The sequence below is a fragment of the Bacillus cereus group sp. Bce019 genome (assembly GCF_051781745.1).
Taxonomy (GTDB): Bacteria; Bacillota; Bacilli; order Bacillales; family Bacillaceae_G; genus Bacillus_A; species Bacillus_A cereus.
The window spans coordinates 83,701-104,304 of sequence record NZ_JBPWJX010000018.1 but is presented as its reverse complement, the minus strand read 5'-3'; the positions used below and the strand labels follow the sequence as shown (position 1 = coordinate 104,304).

Sequence of the window (20,604 nt, the reverse complement as noted above, 5' to 3'; positions counted from 1 at the left end):
GCTTTTATGGAAATAACCCCTTTTGTATGGCGCGCCCACAAAATAAAATAAGTGCTCCAACAACAACACTCGTTGCCGTTTTATGATAATGGGCTAATAATAATAAATAATACGATAAACCTACAGTACCAATCATAATACAAATACTCGGCACTGGATTACGAGAAAAGTTTTGCATTCCCCAAAGAAGCGAAAATATAGCTGTAGCGACACATAACACCGGTAATCCCATCCCAGTTCCCCTTTTTCTATCTATTATTCCTTGTTGCTAACACACTCGTTGATGCGATACTAATTAATACACCAAAAATAGCAATATATAATAGCTCAGTTACATGTACTGCTTGCCTATCTAAATACTTATTTACACAAAGATACATAATAAACAAGAAAACGAAGCTTGTAATACAAATCATAAAATATGACTTCATCTTGTTCACAACTCGCTCATCAATTGATGGTACTCCCTCTTCTTTCAAACGCTTCTGCTCTTTATATTCCGAAATTCCATATAAAATGACTAGCGCTACATTCGATATAAAAATAGTTCCCCACGAAATACTTAAAATCATTAAACTCGTATTTAAAAGAATTCCTGCTACAAGCAAACTCCCTACGAATCTCATGACCTCTCTCTTACTCATACATGATCAGCCTCTTTTCGATTTCTATATTTCCACTTCGGCCAATAGTTCACAAGAAAATACACCCACTGCCCTAGTACAAATAAAACAAACGGCATACCAGCATTTCCATCAACAATTAAATTATATAAACTCCATATCGCTAAACTAATCGTAAAAAATAACCCTACATATTTAAACGCTTTATCTGACTGAAATCTCTCAAACTCATCCTGCATTTTTTATTCCCCCTATCGCTATGCTCGTTTTCCTACCATTTCTCTCCCCTTACTCCAGCGTAAAGATTTCCTCCACCTTCACCCCAAAATATTTGGCAATTTTTAAAGATAACTCTAGACTCGGATTGTAATGATGATTTTCAATCGCCACTATCGTCTGCCGCGTCACCTGCATCGCCTTTGCCATTTCAACTTGTGTTATATGATTTTGCTTTCTTAACTCTTTTATTTTATTTTTCACACCCATAGGATCCACCTTCAAAAGTAAAGATATCTTTACTTAAATTATAAATATTTTCCAGTTATAAGTAAAGATATCTTTACAAATTTTAGAAAAATGTTTCATTGAACATCTACTCTAACAAAGTACAAGAGTAATTCAATTTATATCAGCGATTTTCTAAATATATCAGCGCAACTTGAAATATATCGGCGATTCCCCAAATATATCAGCGCAACTCCATTTATATCGGCGATTTTCCAAATATATCGACATCCGTAGCGCTACTATAATCATAAGAAAAAGCTGTCCCCAAACACCTTCGGGAACAGCTTTCTCCTCTACTACATAAATCCTAACGCATATACAAGAACGTATCCAAGAACCGATAAGCAAACCGAGCCAATCAGCCCCGCCACGAATGCTTTACTTCCTAATTTACGGAACGTTTTAAACTCTACATTTAAACCGAGCCCTGCCATCGCCATTGCGATAAGCATGTAAGCAAGAACAACAATGTATCCCGCAACAACTTCTGGAATAATCCCGAGGGAATGCACTGCACTCATCGCTAAGAACCCGAAAATGAACCATGGTATTGGAAGTTCGCGCCACGATTTCTTTTCTTTGCTACCTTCACTCTTACCAAACCATAGACCAATTAAAATCGCTACTGGCACAAGCATTGCTACGCGCGTTAACTTCACAATAACTGCGATGTCTACAGCAGTACTTCCTCCTGGCGCCGCAGCTGCGATGACATGAGCGATTTCATGAAGCGTCGCACCTGAGAATACACCATAACCGTACGGAGATAAACCAAGCACTGGATATAATAACGTATAAATAAGCGTAAATATGGTACCTAAAATCGCGATGATTGCTGCCCCAACTGCTGTTTCATCGTCCTTCGCTTTGACTTGCGGTGCAATTGCCACGACCGCGGCTGCGCCGCAAATTGCCGTACCGCATGCTGTTAAAATCCCAAGTTTCTTTTCTACTTTAAATACTTTCGTTAGTCCGTATACAACAAAAATAGTAAATGTAATAACAACCGCCGCGATGACCAATACTTTCGGTCCCGCCTTCGCAATATCAACAAGATTTAATCGCATTCCAAGTAAGATGATCCCAAAGCGCAGCAACTTCTTACTCGCAAAGTTCGTTCCTGCTATCGCATCGTGAGGAACTCCAATTGCAGCGCGCCAAACCATCCCAATTAGAATAGCAATTACTAATTGTCCCATAATATTTAAAAATGGAAGCTCTGCTAAATATTTCGCGGCAATTGCGATTAATAATGTAATCCCAATTCCTTGCGAAAATCCAAAACGCTTCTTCTTTTGTATAACAAGTGTTTGTTCCATTTTGAACCACTCCAATAATCGTATTGGAACATGCATGTTCTTTCTACTTACATTATAAGAGAGTTTCTATAATAAGTTTAATACCAATACCAAATCTCTATCATCAGAAATACTTATGATAAGATGATAGAAAAAGAAAGGAGCCCATTATATGAACGTAGACATTTTAAAAATTTTTGTTACTGTCGTTGAACAGAAACACTTCTCCCGTGCAGCAGAATTATTAAACCTTTCACAGCCTGGAGTAAGTATGCATATACGCAACTTAGAAAACGAATTTGGCACTACACTTATTCAACGCTCCCCGAAGCACGTCCAAGTTACAGAAGCTGGAAACATATTATATATACATGCAAAGCAAATGCTCTCTCTTTACGAAGATGCTAAACAAGAAATTAATGAACTACATAACGTTGTAACAGGAACACTTCGCATTGGTGCTAGTTTTACAATTGGCGAATACTTACTTCCAAAAATACTGGCTAACTATGCGAATGAAAATCCACACGTCGAAGTTCATACTTTCATCTCAAATACAGAAGACGTTTTGCAAAGCCTTCGCTCTAATCAAATTGATATCGGCCTAGTGGAAGGACAAGTCGTATACGCCGACGTAGATGTTGAAACATTCATGCAAGATGAAATGAAGCTCGTCGTCCCGCCAAATCATCCATTACTCCGCACAAATGAAATAAATGAAAGTACACTCCAAGATCAAGTATGGGTATTAAGAGAAAGTGGTTCTGGTACACGCGCTTATAGTGACCGCTTTATTCATCAACACCATTTAAAAATGAAACGATTCTTTACATTCAGTAGTATCCAAAGCGTAAAGGAAGCTGTTAGTGCCGGGCTTGGCATCGCTATCCTTTCTGATTGGACTGTACGGAAAGAGCTATTAGCAAAAGAACTATTCCACGTCGAAGTTCCAAATGAACAACTAATCCGTCCGTTTTCCATCGTACGCGGTAAATATTTCATTCCATCTAAAGCCATTCAAGTGTTCTTAAATCATGTAGATTCTTTTGCGAAAAAACAGAGTTGACCCTCACATTAGTGTGAAGGTTTACAATACATGTAGAAGGAGTGAAACGCATTGCGAATTGGAGAATTATCAAAAGAAACTGGCGTTAGTGAAAGATCACTAAGACATTACGAAGAAAAGGGCTTACTCCCTACTAAGCGCCTTGCAAATGGTTACCGTGATTTTGATGAAAGTGCCATCGAAAAAGTGGAGCTTATTCAAATGTACTTACAAATTGGCTTAAATTTAGAAGAGACGGCAAGGATGCTGTGCTGCCTTGAAATTGAACCGCACCTGTACGACAATCCGTGTAGCAGTATCCTTACGCTTTACGAAGATAAACTCAATGAAGTAACAAAGCAAATCACATTACTTTCCAACATCCAAGCGAATTTGCAAAAACACGTTTCACTCCTAAAACAAGCAAAAGAAAAGGAATGATTACATGTTTGTTATACATGGCAGTTCAAGACAAAACGGAAATACAGAAGCTTTAACACATATGATGATAGAGGACATTGAAACAGAACAAATTTATTTGCGTGATCATACCGTCTATCCTATTACAGACCAACGTCATGATGCAGAAAGATTCCAATCCGTAAATGATGACTATGAGCAGTTAACCAAACGCATGCTAGAGCACGACACGATTATCTTTGCTACACCATTATATTGGTACGGAATGAGTGGACATATGAAAAACTTTGTTGATCGCTGGTCACAAAGCTTGCGCGATACATCTCTTCATTTCAAAGAAAAAATGAAAGGCAAAAAAATGTATGTTGTCATCGTTGGCGGGGATAATCCAAAGCTAAAAGCATTACCGCTTATTGCTCAATTCCAATATATCTTTGATTTTGTTGGTTCTTCATTTGAAGGTTATGTTATTGGAGATGCGAATGGACTGGATGAAATTAAAAACGATGCTGAGGCGCTGGCAAAAGCACAATTGTATAATAATAAATTCAAAAATAGCGAACAGAAATAAGTTTGACAAACCCTTTTGTATGCGCATACAATAAAAGTAATATTATGAAAGGAAGGTACTTTGACCAATGAAGTTCTAATTCTCTTATTTATTTCATCCATCACAAATAGTGAACAAAAATGATGAAAACTAGCAGGGGATTAGTCTGTCCATTTGTCGATACTTTCTTTCGAAACGATCATGTAAAAAATCGTTTATTTATGTACGATTTTTTACATACAAGGGCGACGTTTATCCTCTCTAGTGAAACTAGGGAGGTTTTTTTATGACTATTTTATTCGCACGTAATATTGAAAAGAGCTTTGGTGATCGCACACTATTTACATTACCATCACTGGAAATTCAAGCACAGGATCGCATAGGAATTGTCGGAGTCAACGGAGCTGGTAAATCTACGTTATTGCAAATATTAAGTAAAGAAATAGAAGCTGACAGAGGCATAGTAACTCATCATAGTTCTATCAGCATCATTCCTCAGCTCAGCGAAGAACTACCGGAAACCGCTTCTTCTCTCGCAAAAGGAAAATGGAGTATTTCAAACGTTACCGACGCAATGAGCGGCGGTGAACGAATGCGACTAAAGATTGCGCATGCTCTCGAACAAAATGCAGGCATTTTATTCGCTGATGAACCAACAAGCCACTTAGATATGGTCGGTACAGAGCAATTAGAAAAGGCACTTTCATCTTATAAAGGGGCACTTGTTTTAATATCGCATGACCGTGAATTTCTAGATAATATATGTACCAAAATTATTGAAATTGAAGACGGTATTATTCAAGAGTACAAAGGTAATTATTCAAACTATCGAAAACAAAAAGAACGTGAACGAATACAAAAACAAGCAGAATATGAGCAATATATCCAAGAAAAAAATCGTTTAGAACAGTCCATTCTACAAAGAAAGCAACGTGCTTCTAACATGAAAAAAATCCCAACACGGTTCAGTTCATCTGAATCTAGACTTTATAGGTTAAGTGGGGCTCATGGCCAAGAACAGGTTAGTAAAGCAGCGAAAGCATTAGAGACACGTCTCGAAAAACTAGAAAAGAAGGAAAAGCCAAAGGATCTTTCTCAAGCTCAATTTGACGTGCAATACCATACACCCATTCATAGTAAGGTGGCAGTACAATTCAATAAAGCAACAAAGAAAATAGGCGACCGTATACTATTTAAAAATATGAATGGAACTATTGCCCCTGGTGCAAAGCTTGCCGTTTTAGGGGCAAATGGAAGCGGCAAAACCACTTTGTTCAACATGCTTCTCACAAACGAGCGTGGCATGCAGCTATCGAAAAGTTGTAAAATTGGATACTTCGAACAAACATTATCTATTTTAAAAACAGATAAAACCATTTTAGAAAATGTTCTAGAAGAAACAAACTATACAGAAGCATTCGTTCGCACAATACTGGCACGACTTCTATTCCGCCGTGAGGATGTTCATAAACCCGTGCACATTCTAAGCGGGGGTGAACGAATGAAGGTTGCACTCGCAAAAGTATTTTTAGGAAACTATAATATGCTTCTGCTAGATGAACCGACAAACTATTTAGACTTAGCAACGCAAGAAGAATTAGAAACCATGTTACAAGAATATCCTGGCACAATACTTTTCATTAGCCATGACCGTGCCTTTATTCGCTCTGTTGCAGACCATATTCTACAAGTAGATGAGAGTGAACCTAGAGTATTCCACGGTAATTACGAGCAATACACAAAAAGAACCACCGGAGATTCTGTAAACGTTACTGAGCAAGAGTTGTTACGATTACAAACAAAATTAACAGAAGTCATCGGCCGAATTTCCATACCAAATCATCACAATGATATCTCATCTCTCGAACAAGAATACGAAACATTATTAGTTAAAATCCGGAAATGTAAAGAAGCACTCTAATGTCTTCCCTATATATCGACGGGACCTTCCGCATTTCCCAAGAAATATTGAATCTTCGACATAGAATACAAAAAGCCGTGCATCAGCACGGCTTCTCACTTTAGATACGGACAGCAGTCCCGCTCACAGCAACCATTAGCATCCCTTCGCGAACTACTTCGTAATCCACGTCGATACCAACGATGGCATTCGCATTTTTTTGTCTTGCAAGAGTTTTCATCTCTTCCATTGCGATGTCACGTGCTTCTTTCAATTTGCTTTCGTAAGCGCCTGAGCGACCACCGACAACATCACGGACAGAAGCGAAAAGATCACGAACGATATTTGCACCCATAATCGCTTCTCCATTCACGATATCGACATAATCAATAATCTCTTTCCCTTGAATTGTAGAAGTTGTTGTTACAATCATACTTTATAGCCTCCCATATGAGATTTTTACCTACTTATGATGCACTAATTCAGTACAAATTATATTTACGAACTAAACTGAGCTTCGTATAACCTACTGTATCCTCCGCCTTGCTCAATTAATTCATTATGTGAACCTTGTTCTGCAATACCATCTTTATTTACAACGACGATGCGATCTGCATTTTTAATCGTTGCAAGTCTGTGAGCGATAACTAATGTTGTACGGCCAACAGATAGCTCCGCAAGCGATTTTTGAATCGCAAGTTCTGTCTCTGTATCTAATGCAGAAGTTGCTTCATCCAATATTAAAATTGGAGGGTTTTTCAAGAACATACGAGCAATAGCTAGACGCTGCTTTTGTCCACCTGAAAGTTTCACGCCGCGCTCACCGATAACAGTATCTAAACCGTCCGGCTGTGAGTAAATTAAATCTTCTAATTGCGCACGTTTTACTGCCTGCCAAATTTCAGCTTCTGATGCTTTTAAATTTCCGTAAGCGATATTTTCACGAATTGTTCCTGAGAATAAGAACACATCTTGCTGCACAATTCCAATTTGCTTACGAAGTGAAGATAATGTCATATCTTTCGTATCAATTCCATCAATTTGAATTGATCCAGATGATTGCTCATAAAAACGTGGTAATAGGCTACATAACGTCGTTTTCCCAGCTCCTGATGGTCCAACGAACGCAACTGTTTCACCTGCATGTATTTTCAAACTAATGTCATTTAAAATCGGTTCTTTGTTTTCATATCCAAACGTAATGTTGTTATATTGAATATCACCGTGTACATGCTTCACTTCCATTGCATCTTTAGAGTCTACAATGTCAGGCTCTGTTTCAAGAAGCTCTACATATCTTTTAAAACCGGCGATTCCTTTCGGATAGCTTTCGATTACCGCGTTAATTTTTTCAATTGGGCGGAAGAAAATATTCGTTAATAGAACGAATCCGATAAATCCACCGTACGTTAATTCTCCTTGCAGAACAAACCATGTACCGCATATTAAGACGAAGAGCGTTACGAGACGCATGAGCATATAACTAATCGACGAATTTAACGCCATAATTTTATACGCCATTAATTTCGTTGTACGGAAACGAGCGTTGTTCACAGCAAATTGCTCTTTCTCAAACTTTTCATTTCCGAATGCTTGTACAACGCGAATACCACCAACGTTGTTCTCAATACATGCATTGAAATCAGCAACATCTGAGAATAAACGTCTAAATGTACCTGTCATTTTTTTATTGAAGTACAGCGCTAACCATAATAGGAATGGAATGACGAAGAACGTTAATAACGCTAACTTCCAGTTGATCATCATCATAAATGAGAATGCCCCAACTAAAGTCATTACGGCGATAAATAAATCTTCTGGTCCATGGTGAGCAATTTCCCCAATTTCCATTAAATCGTTTGTAAGGCGTGAAATTAAATGACCTGTTTTATTATTATCAAAAAATCTGAATGATAGCTTTTGAATATGATCAAATAATTTCTGCCTCATATCTGTTTCAATGTTAACACCAAGCATATGTCCCCAATATGTAACGACATATTGTAAGCCTGCATTTAACATATAAACTGCGAGTAAACCGAAACAAGCCCATAAAATAAGCGTCCAGTTTTGCCCTGGCAATAACTTATCAATAAATTGATTTACGATAAGCGGGAAGCCGAGTTCTAATAATCCTGCGACAACCGCACAAGAAAAGTCGAGTATAAATAAACCTTTATACGGTTTATAGTACGAGAAAAATTTACGCAGCATATCTTACCTCCATTTTCCAAAATTAAAAATACTCCCTAAATGATAACCATTATCAAATAATTATTCAAGTTATCCGTCTATGAAACTGAAAATAAGCTTTGCGATAGTTGTCGTTTTTTGCTGGAAAGTCGATATATTCGAATAATCGCCGATATATTTCGAGTTGCGCTGATATATTTAGAAAATCGCCGATATATTTTAAGTTGCGCTGATATATTCGGAAAATCGCCGATATAAATTTCATTTACTAACTACTCTCTCATCCCCCAAAAACAAAAAAGGCACCACCACAAGGTGATACCATTCCTGCTATTACATCGCTTCTGAATCCCACTCATGCTCCTGCTCAACGAATACAATACCTAATTCGTGATGTCCACCAGCATATAATGCAGTTTGTGCAAGACGAAGCTCACCATTTGTATCTAATACTTCTAATTTACAAAATGCTCCTGTCGTCTTCGTTTGAAGCGCATCATAAAATTCCTCGGCGCTTTTTGGAATGACTCCATTTACTTTCGTAATAATTTCTCCAGGCAGTAATTTCAGCTCTGCTCCAATTGTATTTGGAATTGTATCTAGTACAACGAGCCCATCATTGCGTGCAGCAAAATACGCTGGTCTTGTTTCATCGGCAATTTTTTCTTGCATCGAAATTGTGAAACGCCCAAGCATAGCGACTCCCATCGCGATAATTGCAAGTACGTGCCACCAGTAACTTGCGATTCCTAAAACGAGCACAAGTCCTGCTAACCCATAAACACGTCTTCCTGTAAATAATAAAGCTTCCGTCGGCTCATAACTTTTAATATTTCTCATAAATCCAATTAAAAATGGAACGAGGAATAGAGAATATGTATTTGAACCTATTGAAACGACAGGCCACCATGAAATAAACTGCGTTACCGCATCACCCGGTACAAGAATAAAAATAGGAACGATCCATAAACGCTTTGATTCGTGTAAACCAATCTTTAATCCACGCTTCCCCTGCCTAATCCTCGGCGTCGAATATCCTACTGCATTTTTAGAAATCAATAAGCCTTCTACAATAAGCATAATGCCTAGTAAAATAACAAGGGATACAATGGTACTCTCTTCACCTTCTCGAAGCTGTAAAAAGGAAACTGGTAGCTTAGAAGATAATAGAACACATACAATCGCAATGCTAAATGTATAAGCCGCCGATAAACATCGATACATAGCCGTTAATCCAAATAGTAACGTCCAAATTAAAATGGCCCATAAGCTTGCTTTAGAAACAACAAGTCCAAGCCCAATCGTAATAATAGATACTACTAATCCGTATCCAATCCCTGCAAATAGAGAGGTTCGCAGTTCAAACCAAATATCATAAACTTTAAAAGAAAAATCTTTTCGTTCTCTTAACATACGTAAGTATCCAACGAAGATACTACTTATTACAAATATATAGACAGCAGGGTGTAAGAAAAAACGTCCAACTGCCCGCATTATTTCAAAAATCCACGCCTCCACGAACTCATTCACCACCATTTATATCATTCTTTCTTTTTATATTATCATAACTAAACAAACGTTTGTTTAACACAAAAAAATACAGGCAGCAAACTGCCTGTATTTCTTCTTATTTTGCCATTAATTTTAATGCTGACTGTAATTGTAGATCATTTTCTCCAGAACGGATTTTTTCGATAATTTTAGTTTGAATCGCTTCAGCTGTCTTTTTATCAAGCTGTCCTGTCGCTTCCATTTCATTTGCATTTTGGAATGCTTTCAGAGCCGATTCTGTCTCTTTACTAAAGTATCCATCTTCACGACCTGGTACATAACCTAAGCTCTTAAGCATTTCTTGAGCATGTTTTACTTGTACATCATTTGAATTGTATGAAAGTGTTTTTTCAATTTGAATTGGTGTCGCATGATAATAATTTGGTTGCTTCACTTCTACTGTTGGCGCGATTCCTTTTTTATGAATCCAGTTCCCATCCGGTGTTAACCATTTAAACATCGTTAATTTAATGTTGCTGCCGTCTTTAAATGGAACAGCTTGCTGGACAGTACCTTTACCAAATGTCTTTTCACCAATTAAATCATATCCTTCTCCTTCTTTCAGCGCACCCGCTAAAATCTCTGAAGCAGAAGCACTTCCATTATCAATTAATACTGAAATTGGATATGGTTTTCTCTCTTTCAGTTCCGTAGAGAATTTCTTCTTCTCACCATTTCGCTGCTCTACTTGTAGCATCGGCTTTTTATTCGTCATAATTTCCCCTAGTATATCTTCTACACTATTTAAATAGCCACCAGGATTACCACGCACGTCAATAACTAAGCCTTTTATATTTTTCTTCTCTAACTCTTTTAACTGATCCTTAAATTCTTTTGCTGTATTTTCAGCAAAAGAAGTGATTTGCATATAACCGATATCTTTTCCGCTCTCTTGCTTCACAGAACTAAACACTGTAAAGATTGGAATCTTTTCACGCTTAATTTTAAATACAATCGGATCAGTTACTCCCGCACGTTTAATTTCAATTGCGACAGTCGTTCCCTTTTTACCACGAATTTTTAATACTGCTTCTTCACGTGATAAGTCTTTCACACTGTTTCCATCTACAGATAAAATTTGGTCATTCGGTTTAATTCCTATCTTTTCTGCTGGTGAACCTTTAATTGGCGATACGATAATAAGCTTACCGTCCGTCTTGTTCACCTCAGCCCCAATCCCCTCTAATTCGGGATCAAGCGATTCACTAAACTGTTTGGCTGTTTCTTTATCCATATACGTGGAATAAGGGTCCTTCAGCGTAGACAACATACCTTGTATTGCACCTTCAACTAACTTTTCATCTTTCACGTCTTCCACATAACGTGAATCAATTAGTGCATACGCCTCATTAATTTTTGCCAAATTCCCTTGCGCAGTGCTAGCATTCCCACTCGAAATTGTTTGCGTTACTTCTGATGGGTTAACCCCAAATACAGACATGCCTGCAAACATTCCGCCAGCACCAATTAAAAATGCAACAACCATTCCAATAATTGCAACTCTACGTTTCAATGCGGAATTCCCCTTTCCAAAACACACAGGTGGTGTAGCAAAAGGCATCACACAGTGTGTGATGCCTTTACCTATTTCTACTATATGATAAGCTTGTACGAATTATGTTTGCAACTTTTTATACTTTTAAGAAGCGACGAATTGACATTACACTTCCCCACATACCGATTAAAGCACCGATTAACACTAGTAAACCAGCTAATTGGAATACGAATGGACTGTATGGTAGAAGCTCGAAAATTGTTCCGCCAAGTTTTTCATTAAACACACCTTGCAACGAATTATACGTAATTAGAATTAGGCCAATTGGAATAATTGATCCTAATACTCCTAAGAATAATCCCTCTAGCAAGAATGGCCAACGAATAAACCAGTTTGTTGCACCAACAAGTTTCATAATTTCAATTTCTGTACTACGAGCATAAATTGTAATTTTAATTGTATTAGAGATTAAGAACATCGCTGTAAATAAAAGACCAGCAATTAGCGCAATCCCAATGTTACGACCAGTTTTTACAGTATCAAATAATCGTTCAACTTGCCCTTTTCCGTACTGAACATTACTAACAAACTGCATTTTTTCAACCTTCTTCGCGATTGTCGCTGTATCGGTTGGTTCTTTTGCTTTTACAACAAATACGTTTTTAAGTGGGTTATCTTGTTCAAATAACTCAAACGTTTTTCCACTATCACCTAAGCTTTTAATTAAACGTTTTAACTCTTCTTCTTTAGAAGAATATTTAATAGAATCTACTTTTGCAATCTTACTCATATCTTCTTCTAATTTCTTTTGATCAGCTTCTTTTGCAGCTGGATCAATGTGTACACGAATCTCTACATCTTGCTCTACTTTCGTCGCAAAATGGTTCATATTCATAATCGCTGTTAAAAAGACACCTACAAGTAATAATGTAACTGTTACTGCACTAACAGAAGCAAATGTCATCCATCCGTTACGTGATAGATTCTTTACACCTTCTCGCAAATGTCGACTAAGGGTCTTAGTCTTCATATCCGTATCCTCCCTCAATCTCATCTCGAACAATTTTTCCGCCTTCAATCGCGATTACACGATGACGGATTGTATTTACGATATCTGCATTATGCGTCGCCATAACGATCGTTGTGCCGCGCTCATTAATGCGAGTAAAAATATTCATAATATCAAGAGCTGTTTCAATATCTAAGTTACCTGTTGGCTCATCGGCAATTACAACCTTTGGTCTATTTACAATTGCTCTTGCAATAGCCACACGTTGTTGCTCCCCACCTGAAAGCTCACTTGGAAGTGCGTCTGCACGATCTTCAAGGCCTACAAGACCTAGAACCTCTGTTACACGCTCACGAATTGCATCCGGTCCTTCTTCAATTACTTCTAAAGCAAACGAAACATTCTCATATACCGTTAATTTAGGTAGCAATTTAAAATCTTGGAAAATTACGCCTAATTGACGACGAAAATACGGAACGTCTCTTTCTGCCAATGTTTCGATAGTAAGTCCATTTACATTAATAGATCCTGTAGATGGTTTCTCTTCACGATACATCATTTTAATAAATGTAGATTTTCCGGCTCCACTCGGTCCAACTACGTATACGAATTCACCTTGTTTAATGTTAACTGTAAGACCAGCAATGGCTTTCATACCATTCGGGTACTCCTTATAAACATTCGTCATTTTTATCATTATTTATCACCCAATACTTAATGATTTTTTTCGAAATACTTTTCTGTACATCTGAAAACAAAAGACATCCTTCATTTTCATTTAGTCATCCTTGTTGAAGGTAGTTTACTTATGCTTCCTCATAAGCAATACCACTCTATGTAATATATTTCAGCAAAATTCTACAAACCCCATTGTAACATCAAACGGTTTCCAATTTGGATACATTTTTGTTACAGTTATGTTACATACCAGAAAAAAAGGAAAACGAGTTGACTATATTATCAACTCGTCCATTTCACCTTTTTTATTTATGTTCAGCTAACCATTCAGACACTTTTTTCGCATCTTCACCTTGAATAAGTCCTGGTGACATTGAACCGCGGCCTTTTTTAATAATCTCTTCGATATCTGCAGCGTCGTACTTACCGCCTACTTTTCTTAAATCAGGTCCAGTTGCCCCTGATAAATCTGTTGCGTGACATCCCGCACAACTTCTTTGGAAAATTTGTTCTGCGCTGTCTGTGCTTGCAGACTGTTTCGAAGACTTACTCTCTTCTTTATTTCCGCATGCTCCTAAAGCAAAAACAACCGATGTCCCTAGCGCAATAGCCAACAATTTCTTTTTCACTTCTATCGCTCCCCATTGTTGATATTCTTTTTATTCCTAACACACTCATTTTCATTATAAGCATTATCTTTATATAGAAAAACTAAGGTGTATTTCATATTCCTCAAAAATACAGTGAGAACCTTGATAAAATAAAGCTTTCATAAGTTGTTTCAATTCTGTGAACAACTTAAAAAACTCCTATAAAGCATCCTTTTTAAAAGGAAAATTAGAAAGTTCTATATAAATCTTTACCATATTACCGCTCTATTTTACTATTCTCTACTTTTTACAAAACAATATACAGCATTGTAATCTACATATAATCCCATCAAAAAGAGAAGTTGTCGTTTCCAACTTCTCTTCCTCTTTACTTCATCTATAAAAATAAAATCAAATTCTTTATATCCTCTATTGTCCTCAGCATGCGCCAACAATTTCGTTGGCTTTTTTTCGCTTATTAGATGCGAGAACGTAAGTAAGCATCAATAAATGGATCAATCTCTCCATCCATAACAGCTTGTACGTTACCAACCTCCGTATTTGTACGATGGTCTTTTACAAGAGAATACGGGTGGAATACGTAAGAACGGATTTGGCTACCCCATCCGATTTCTTTTTGCTCTCCGCGAATTTCATCTAATTCTGCTTGTTGCTCTTCTAGTTTCTTTTGATATAATTTCGCTTTTAACATTTTCATCGCATGCTCACGGTTTTTAATTTGAGAACGCTCCGACTGACATGTTACAACCGTATTTGTCGGTGTATGTGTAATACGAACTGCTGAATCTGTCGTATTTACGTGCTGTCCACCAGCTCCACTTGCTCGGTACGTATCAATTTTTAAATCTTCTGTACGTACTTCGATTTCAACTTCATCATTGAACTCTGGTACAACTTCACAAGATACGAATGATGTATGACGACGCCCTGAAGAATCGAATGGTGAAATACGTACAAGACGATGTACACCTTTCTCTGCTTTTAAGTAACCGTAAGCGTTATGACCTTTAATTAATAAAGTTACACTCTTAATACCAGCTTCATCACCTGGTAAATAGTCAACCGTTTCTACTTTGAATCCGCGTTTTTCAGCCCAGCGTGTGTACATACGTAATAGCATAGAACCCCAGTCTTGTGACTCAGTTCCACCTGCACCTGGATGTAATTCTAAAATCGCATTATTTTTATCATAAGGATCACTTAATAGTAACTGAAGCTCATACTCATTCATTTCTTGAATTAAGCCTTTTACTTCTGATTCTAATTCCTCATGTAAATCTTCATCATACTCTTCTTTTAAAAGCTCATGCGTGATTTCTAAATTTTCGAACGTCTCATCTAACTGACGGAACTTTCCAACCATATCTTTTAACGCATTCGCTTCATTAATTACAGCTTGTGCGCCTTGTTGGTCATCCCAAAATCCTGCGCCCATCATTTTCTCTTCTAATTCTGCAATTTGTTTCTCCTTAGTAGGGAGGTCAAAGAGACCCCCTAAAAGCCGCTAATCGCTTAGCCATTTTCTCTAATTCCTGTCTAATTTCTACTAATTCCATTTCCTTCACCTCTATGTAATTGCTGTTACTTTCGTATGAAAACAAGGGAAACTCTCTCCACTTATTACGGAGAGAGTTTAATCCTTCTTAATTATACATTTTTGATATAAAAGTTTGCAAAACAGCCAAAGCTACCGTCCTATATTACTGAACGATACCACAGCAGTTTTTATATTTTTTACCACTACCACATTTACATAAATCGTTGCGGCCCACTTGGTCACCTTTTACAACTGGCTTTTTCTTTGCTTCTTCGCCATCGCTAGAAGGATGAACAGCTTCACCTTGAACAACTTCTTGACGTTCTAAGTTTTGTTCAATTTCAGCTTTCATAATGTAACGAGAAATTTCCTCTTCAATAGAAGCAACCATTGACTCGAACATCGCGAACCCTTCCATTTGGTACTCACGAAGTGGATCGATTTGACCGTAAGCACGTAAATGAATACCTTCACGAAGGTGATCCATCGCATCAATATGCTCTGTCCATTTCGTATCTACAACGCGGAATACAACAACCTTCTCAAACTCACGCATTTGCTCTTCTGGCATAAGCTTTTCTTTTTCATTGTATCGCTCAATTAATTTCGCAATAATTGGCTCGCTCATTTCCTCAGGAGCAAGGCGACGTAATTCTTCTTCTTTTACATCTCCGTCTTGAAGAAGGTTTGTATTTAAGTAGTCAACAAGACCTTTAATGTTCCAATCTTCTTCAATTTCCTCTTGTGTATGAAGAGCAACAGCACGTTCTACTGTAGATTTCATCATACCTTCAATAATGCCGCGTAAGTTGTCAGACTCCATTACCTCTTGACGCTGTTTGTAAATAACTTCACGTTGCTGACGAAGTACATCATCATATTGCAGTAACTGCTTACGTGCATCATAGTTATTTCCTTCAACACGTTTTTGTGCAGATTCTACCGCACGAGAAACCATTTTACTTTCAATCGGCTGAGAATCATCCATACCAAGGCGGTCCATCATTGCTTTCATATTATCTGAACCAAATCGGCGCATTAATTCATCTTCCATCGATAAGTAGAACTGCGTAACACCAGGGTCCCCTTGACGACCAGCACGACCACGTAACTGATTATCAATACGACGACTTTCGTGACGCTCTGTACCGATAACTGCTAAACCAACGTTTTTCACATCGTCTCCAAGCTTAATATCTGTACCACGACCTGCCATGTTCGTCGCGATTGTTACAGCACCTTTCATACCAGCCTCTGCAATGATATCTGCTTCACGAGCATGGTTTTTCGCATTTAAGATGTTATGACGTACACCTTTACGCGTTAACATTTTTGAAATAAGCTCTGAAGTTTCAATTGCAACTGTACCTACAAGAACAGGTTGTCCTTTTTTATGACGATTTACAATATCCTCAACAACAGCATTGAACTTACCTTCCATTGATTTAAAGATTAAATCGGCACGATCATCACGAATAATCGGTTTGTTTGTCGGAATTACAATAACGTTCATATTGTAAATGTTACGGAATTCCTCTTCCTCTGTTTTCGCTGTACCAGTCATACCAGATAATTTTTCATACATACGGAAGTAGTTCTGGAATGTAATTGTTGCAAGCGTCATGCTTTCATTTTGAATTTCTACACCTTCTTTTGCTTCAATCGCTTGGTGTAATCCTTCGCTATAACGACGACCTTTCATAAGACGACCAGTGAATTGGTCTACAATTACGATTTCGCCTTCTTGTACAACATAATCTGTATCACGATGCATAACAACGTGTGCACGAAGCCCCTGATTAATATGGTGAAGAAGTGCTACATGTTTTAAATCGAATAAGTTTTCAATATGGAAAGCTTTCTCTGCTTTCGTAATACCATCTTCTGTTAGCATTACATTTTTCGTTTTCACATCAAATGAATAATCTTTTTCATTTTCTAACGTACGAACAAATGCATTTGCAAACATGTATAGCTCTGTTGATTTTTGAGCTTGTCCTGAAATAATAAGCGGCGTACGTGCTTCATCGACTAAAATAGAATCGACTTCATCGATAATAGCAAAGTGAAGTGGACGTTGAACGCACTGCTCTTTATATAAAACCATGTTATCACGTAAGTAATCGAATCCAAGCTCATTATTTGTGCTATACGTAATATCAGCAGCATAAGCCTCTTGTTTCTCTTCGCGTGACATACTATTTAAGTTAATTCCTACCGTTAAGCCAAGGAACTCATGAAGTTGTCCCATTTCGCTCGCATCACGTTGTGCTAAATATTCATTGACTGTAACAACGTGAACACCTTTTCCTGTTAAAGCATTTAAATATACAGGTAATGTAGATGTTAACGTTTTACCTTCACCCGTTTTCATCTCAGAAATATTCCCTTCATGTAAGGCAATACCACCCATTAACTGTACGCCATATGGACGCATTCCAAGAACACGAGTTGCCGCTTCGCGAACAACCGCAAAAGCTTCAGGTAGTAGATCATCTACTGTTTCACCTTTTGTTAGACGTTCTTTAAATTCAAGCGTCTTTCCTTTTAATTGTTCATCAGTTAGTGGCTTAATAGATGACTCTAATGCATCAATTTGCTCAACTGTCTTTTGCATACGTTTAATTTGGCGTTGATTTACATCAAACACCTTTTTTAAAATACCGATCATAGGAAATACGCTCCTCTTTTTATTAAAATAAAACTTCCGATTGTTTTTCTTTTTCTCTATTACAATCAGTCGTTATAAAAATCAAATGTATGTTATGCCAATTTTTCTCCTAATTAAAAAAACTAAAATGTATATACCTAATGATAATTGTAACACTTGTCTTATAACTATGACAACAATCGGCAAGATGTCGGGCCTCATATTCAGAAAAAGTTTTTATTTCATTTGTTACGTTCCTTTTCTCTGTCTCGCTATTTCAATTTCACGTTACAAATTTCGTATTAAATCTAAGTCATATTCTTTCAAGTTTCCTTTTAAAGAATATGACTACCAAAAATTCCTTAATAAAATCTAAATCAACAATTACAAAAAGCCGGAAACTTCGCAAGTGTAGCATCCATAGATACTTACACCTACAAAAAAACTCCGACTTTAAAAGATATTGTTATGTTGCAAGATCTACAAACAACATTAAAATATAGCTGTATCAATCATAAATTTTATTAATTTATCGGTATTTCTAATTCATGATATTTCCCTTCCTTATCTTTTATACACGAAATGAATTTCACTTTAGTTGATTCATTTGAAAAGTTTTTATAATTTTTATAAGGGTCATCTCCTATAAAATAATTTGTCCCTATATACCCTCGTACTGTTTTACCAGCAGGTATTACAGGATCAAACTGATATTTTTTAGGTAATTCCATTGAATAAGGGATTAAATTATAAAACTCACCTATTTTAGAATAAAACATTGTATCGGAAATAGACTTATTACTAAGCAAGTTAATATCTCGATTTGTTGTATTTGTAATATCTAAAGGTAAAACATACGTCACTACTTCACGGTCTTCATAGGGATCATAAACTTTTGTAGGATCAAGAGGATTAAGTGCATGAAACGTAACTCCTTGCCCATCTTCAAAAGTTCTATTAGATAAAAACTCATCTTTTACCACTTTATAAGATTCATTATTAAGATTTAATGTTTTAAATCTTAATAAACTAGCAAATATACATAGCAACAGACACAATCCAATACTTATTAAGATATGTTTTCTCGTCACTCTTAATCTACCAACTTTCCATTATTAACATGTACAATACGATCTACCATTTCATTATCTAGAACATGCACATCATGACTGGCTACAACAATAGTCGTTCCCTTGGCTTTTTCTACTTTCAAAATATCTAAAACATCTTTTATCCCATCACTATCTAAAGCATTAGTTGGCTCGTCTAATAACAGTAATTTTGGTTGTTCCATTAAAGCTTGCGCTATCCCTAAACGTTGTTTCATACCTAAAGAGTATCTTTTATACTTTCTCTTATCTGTTTTATCAAGTCCAACCCTTTGAATAATATTATAAATCTCCTCATCGGAGATTTTATTGTTAATCGATGATAAAAATTTCAAGTTCTGAAAACCAGTATACCTTGGAATAAAACTTGGATATTCAATCAATATTCCCATAGAATCAGGAAATTGCTTTTGTTTTCCAATTATTTCATTATCTATATAAACAACTCCAGAATTCAAACGCATTAACCCTGATATAGCGCGTAAAATCATCGTTTTACCAGAGCCATTATGCCCCTTCAAAACTAAAAATTCGCCTTTTTTTACTGACAAACTAATATTATCTAACACAATATTTCCTTTTAATCTTTTCGTCATACATTCACATTTAATATAATTGTCCATAAATTATTCACCTATCACATCTAGTTTTTTAAAACAAAAACTACCTAATAAAATCATTACAACAACAATTACTACTCCTATTAAAAGTAAATCATTATATTGAATAGATTGATTATTACCTAAAGTCAATTGAATTGAACTGTGATTAACAAAATACCAACGATTTGGCATAACAAAAGAGCCTAAAAAATAAATACTATGAAAGAAAATAGACAAAAATAGGTACAACAACATTAGTACAAAAACAATAGTTATCGGTATATAAAAAGTTAAAAACTCAAAAATCAAAGCTAATAAAAAACTTATAATTATTTGAATTAGCATAGTACCTAATATCTTATAAGGAAATTGACTATATAAATTTAAAAAATTATACTCGCCTAAAGAAAGCAAATAGTAAGCGCTAAACCAAATAAAATACATACCAATCCAAATAATAATTATATAAAAAAACAAAGATAACATTTTCGTTAACCACAGAAAATGCTTCTTCTTAACACGAGGAAATAAATAAACACCATTCTGTTGAATATCTGAAAAAGCAAAATTGCCTACAAGCAACAAAGGAGTGATTTGAAAGAATATCCAATAAAAAGGGATAGAAAATCGCCCCTCCTTATAAAAATAAGATAAATCCACAAAGTCTACTCCATGAAAAAATCGATAAAAGGTAACATCTACTAATACAGATTCTTTGCCATTACTAAGAGGCTGATTGTATAAAAAAGCAATTGCAATAATAGCGTAAATTAAGAATAAAAAAGCCATTATCTTGATGGAATCTCGAAACCTTACATGTAAATCT

The 20,604-nt window shown here is 36.4% G+C and carries 21 protein-coding genes; 4 read left to right on the top strand and 17 right to left on the bottom strand.

Going from position 1 to position 20,604, the window contains the following annotated elements; all coding sequences use genetic code 11:
* Positions 1-4: 4 nt before the first annotated feature.
* The 5 genes from ACS2QP_RS21285 to ACS2QP_RS21265 form a co-directional block, all read right to left on the bottom strand.
* Positions 5-232 (bottom strand): hypothetical protein, encoded by a 228-nt coding sequence (locus tag ACS2QP_RS21285; protein ID WP_000524139.1) that lies wholly within the window; start codon positions 230-232, stop codon positions 5-7.
* A gap of 16 nt (positions 233-248) precedes the next feature.
* Positions 249-644, bottom strand: coding sequence for a hypothetical protein (locus tag ACS2QP_RS21280; protein WP_000043992.1), 396 nt, complete (start codon positions 642-644; stop codon positions 249-251).
* Positions 641-862 carry a hypothetical protein gene (locus ACS2QP_RS21275; RefSeq protein WP_001150199.1) on the bottom strand — a complete coding sequence of 74 codons (222 nt, stop codon included), beginning with the start codon at positions 860-862 and terminating at the stop codon, positions 641-643. The genes ACS2QP_RS21280 and ACS2QP_RS21275 overlap by 4 nt, the downstream gene beginning before the upstream one ends.
* Before the next feature lie 49 nt (positions 863-911).
* Positions 912-1,109, bottom strand: coding sequence for a helix-turn-helix transcriptional regulator (locus ACS2QP_RS21270; RefSeq protein ID WP_000538364.1), 198 nt, complete (start codon positions 1,107-1,109; stop codon positions 912-914).
* A gap of 317 nt (positions 1,110-1,426) precedes the next feature.
* Positions 1,427-2,449 (bottom strand): YeiH family protein, encoded by a 1,023-nt coding sequence (locus ACS2QP_RS21265; protein WP_000438432.1) that lies wholly within the window; start codon positions 2,447-2,449, stop codon positions 1,427-1,429.
* Between the two features lie 151 nt (positions 2,450-2,600).
* On the opposite strand from ACS2QP_RS21265, the gene ACS2QP_RS21260 reads away from it, so the two are divergent.
* The 4 genes from ACS2QP_RS21260 (at position 2,601) to abc-f (ending at position 6,364) form a co-directional block, all read left to right on the top strand.
* Positions 2,601-3,494, top strand: coding sequence for a LysR family transcriptional regulator (locus ACS2QP_RS21260; protein WP_001099987.1), 894 nt, complete (start codon positions 2,601-2,603; stop codon positions 3,492-3,494).
* Positions 3,495-3,545: 51 nt separating this feature from the next.
* Positions 3,546-3,914 carry a MerR family transcriptional regulator gene (locus ACS2QP_RS21255; RefSeq protein ID WP_410988084.1) on the top strand — a complete coding sequence of 123 codons (369 nt, stop codon included), beginning with the start codon at positions 3,546-3,548 and terminating at the stop codon, positions 3,912-3,914.
* Between the two features lie 4 nt (positions 3,915-3,918).
* The gene (locus tag ACS2QP_RS21250) at positions 3,919-4,464 is read left to right on the top strand and encodes a flavodoxin family protein (RefSeq protein WP_438882804.1); all 546 of its coding nucleotides are present in this window, start codon (positions 3,919-3,921) and stop codon (positions 4,462-4,464) included.
* 265 nt (positions 4,465-4,729) lie between these two features.
* Positions 4,730-6,364, top strand: a complete 1,635-nt coding sequence (gene abc-f, locus ACS2QP_RS21245; protein WP_438882803.1) for a ribosomal protection-like ABC-F family protein — start codon at positions 4,730-4,732, stop codon at positions 6,362-6,364.
* Between the two features lie 100 nt (positions 6,365-6,464).
* On the opposite strand, the gene ACS2QP_RS21240 is transcribed toward abc-f, so the two are convergent.
* The 12 genes from ACS2QP_RS21240 to ACS2QP_RS21185 form a co-directional block, all read right to left on the bottom strand.
* Positions 6,465-6,776 carry a YbjQ family protein gene (locus ACS2QP_RS21240; RefSeq protein WP_000637521.1) on the bottom strand — a complete coding sequence of 104 codons (312 nt, stop codon included), beginning with the start codon at positions 6,774-6,776 and terminating at the stop codon, positions 6,465-6,467.
* A 65-nt stretch (positions 6,777-6,841) separates the two neighbouring features.
* Entirely contained in the window at positions 6,842-8,557 is a 1,716-nt protein-coding gene (locus ACS2QP_RS21235; protein ID WP_000944620.1) for an ABC transporter ATP-binding protein, read from the bottom strand.
* A 312-nt stretch (positions 8,558-8,869) separates the two neighbouring features.
* The gene (locus ACS2QP_RS21230; RefSeq protein ID WP_332284092.1) at positions 8,870-10,072 is read right to left on the bottom strand and encodes a PDZ domain-containing protein; all 1,203 of its coding nucleotides are present in this window, start codon (positions 10,070-10,072) and stop codon (positions 8,870-8,872) included.
* A 91-nt stretch (positions 10,073-10,163) separates the two neighbouring features.
* Positions 10,164-11,600, bottom strand: coding sequence for a S41 family peptidase (locus tag ACS2QP_RS21225; protein ID WP_000830313.1), 1,437 nt, complete (start codon positions 11,598-11,600; stop codon positions 10,164-10,166).
* Positions 11,601-11,718: 118 nt separating this feature from the next.
* Positions 11,719-12,612 carry a permease-like cell division protein FtsX gene (gene ftsX, locus ACS2QP_RS21220; RefSeq protein WP_153581085.1) on the bottom strand — a complete coding sequence of 298 codons (894 nt, stop codon included), beginning with the start codon at positions 12,610-12,612 and terminating at the stop codon, positions 11,719-11,721.
* Positions 12,602-13,288 carry a cell division ATP-binding protein FtsE gene (gene ftsE, locus ACS2QP_RS21215; protein WP_438882802.1) on the bottom strand — a complete coding sequence of 229 codons (687 nt, stop codon included), beginning with the start codon at positions 13,286-13,288 and terminating at the stop codon, positions 12,602-12,604. Before ftsE ends, ftsX begins: the two co-directional genes overlap by 11 nt.
* 286 nt (positions 13,289-13,574) lie before the next feature.
* Positions 13,575-13,898: a cytochrome c551 gene (gene cccB / locus ACS2QP_RS21210; RefSeq protein ID WP_000727971.1), complete on the bottom strand. Its 324-nt coding sequence runs from the start codon at positions 13,896-13,898 to the stop codon at positions 13,575-13,577.
* A 439-nt stretch (positions 13,899-14,337) separates the two neighbouring features.
* A protein-coding gene (prfB, locus tag ACS2QP_RS21205) for a peptide chain release factor 2 (RefSeq protein ID WP_096001716.1) occupies positions 14,338-15,436 on the bottom strand; the annotation gives its coding sequence in 2 pieces (ribosomal slippage) (positions 14,338-15,363 and positions 15,365-15,436; 1,098 coding nt in all).
* Positions 15,437-15,580: 144 nt separating this feature from the next.
* The gene (gene secA / locus ACS2QP_RS21200; protein WP_000579387.1) at positions 15,581-18,088 is read right to left on the bottom strand and encodes a preprotein translocase subunit SecA; all 2,508 of its coding nucleotides are present in this window, start codon (positions 18,086-18,088) and stop codon (positions 15,581-15,583) included.
* Positions 18,089-18,591: 503 nt separating this feature from the next.
* Positions 18,592-19,119 carry a hypothetical protein gene (locus ACS2QP_RS21195; protein ID WP_033671094.1) on the bottom strand — a complete coding sequence of 176 codons (528 nt, stop codon included), beginning with the start codon at positions 19,117-19,119 and terminating at the stop codon, positions 18,592-18,594.
* A 41-nt stretch (positions 19,120-19,160) separates the two neighbouring features.
* Positions 19,161-19,799 carry an ATP-binding cassette domain-containing protein gene (locus tag ACS2QP_RS21190; RefSeq protein ID WP_332284093.1) on the bottom strand — a complete coding sequence of 213 codons (639 nt, stop codon included), beginning with the start codon at positions 19,797-19,799 and terminating at the stop codon, positions 19,161-19,163.
* Positions 19,800-19,802: 3 nt separating this feature from the next.
* Positions 19,803-20,567 (bottom strand): hypothetical protein, encoded by a 765-nt coding sequence (locus ACS2QP_RS21185; RefSeq protein WP_153581143.1) that lies wholly within the window; start codon positions 20,565-20,567, stop codon positions 19,803-19,805.
* Positions 20,568-20,604: the final 37 nt, after the last annotated feature.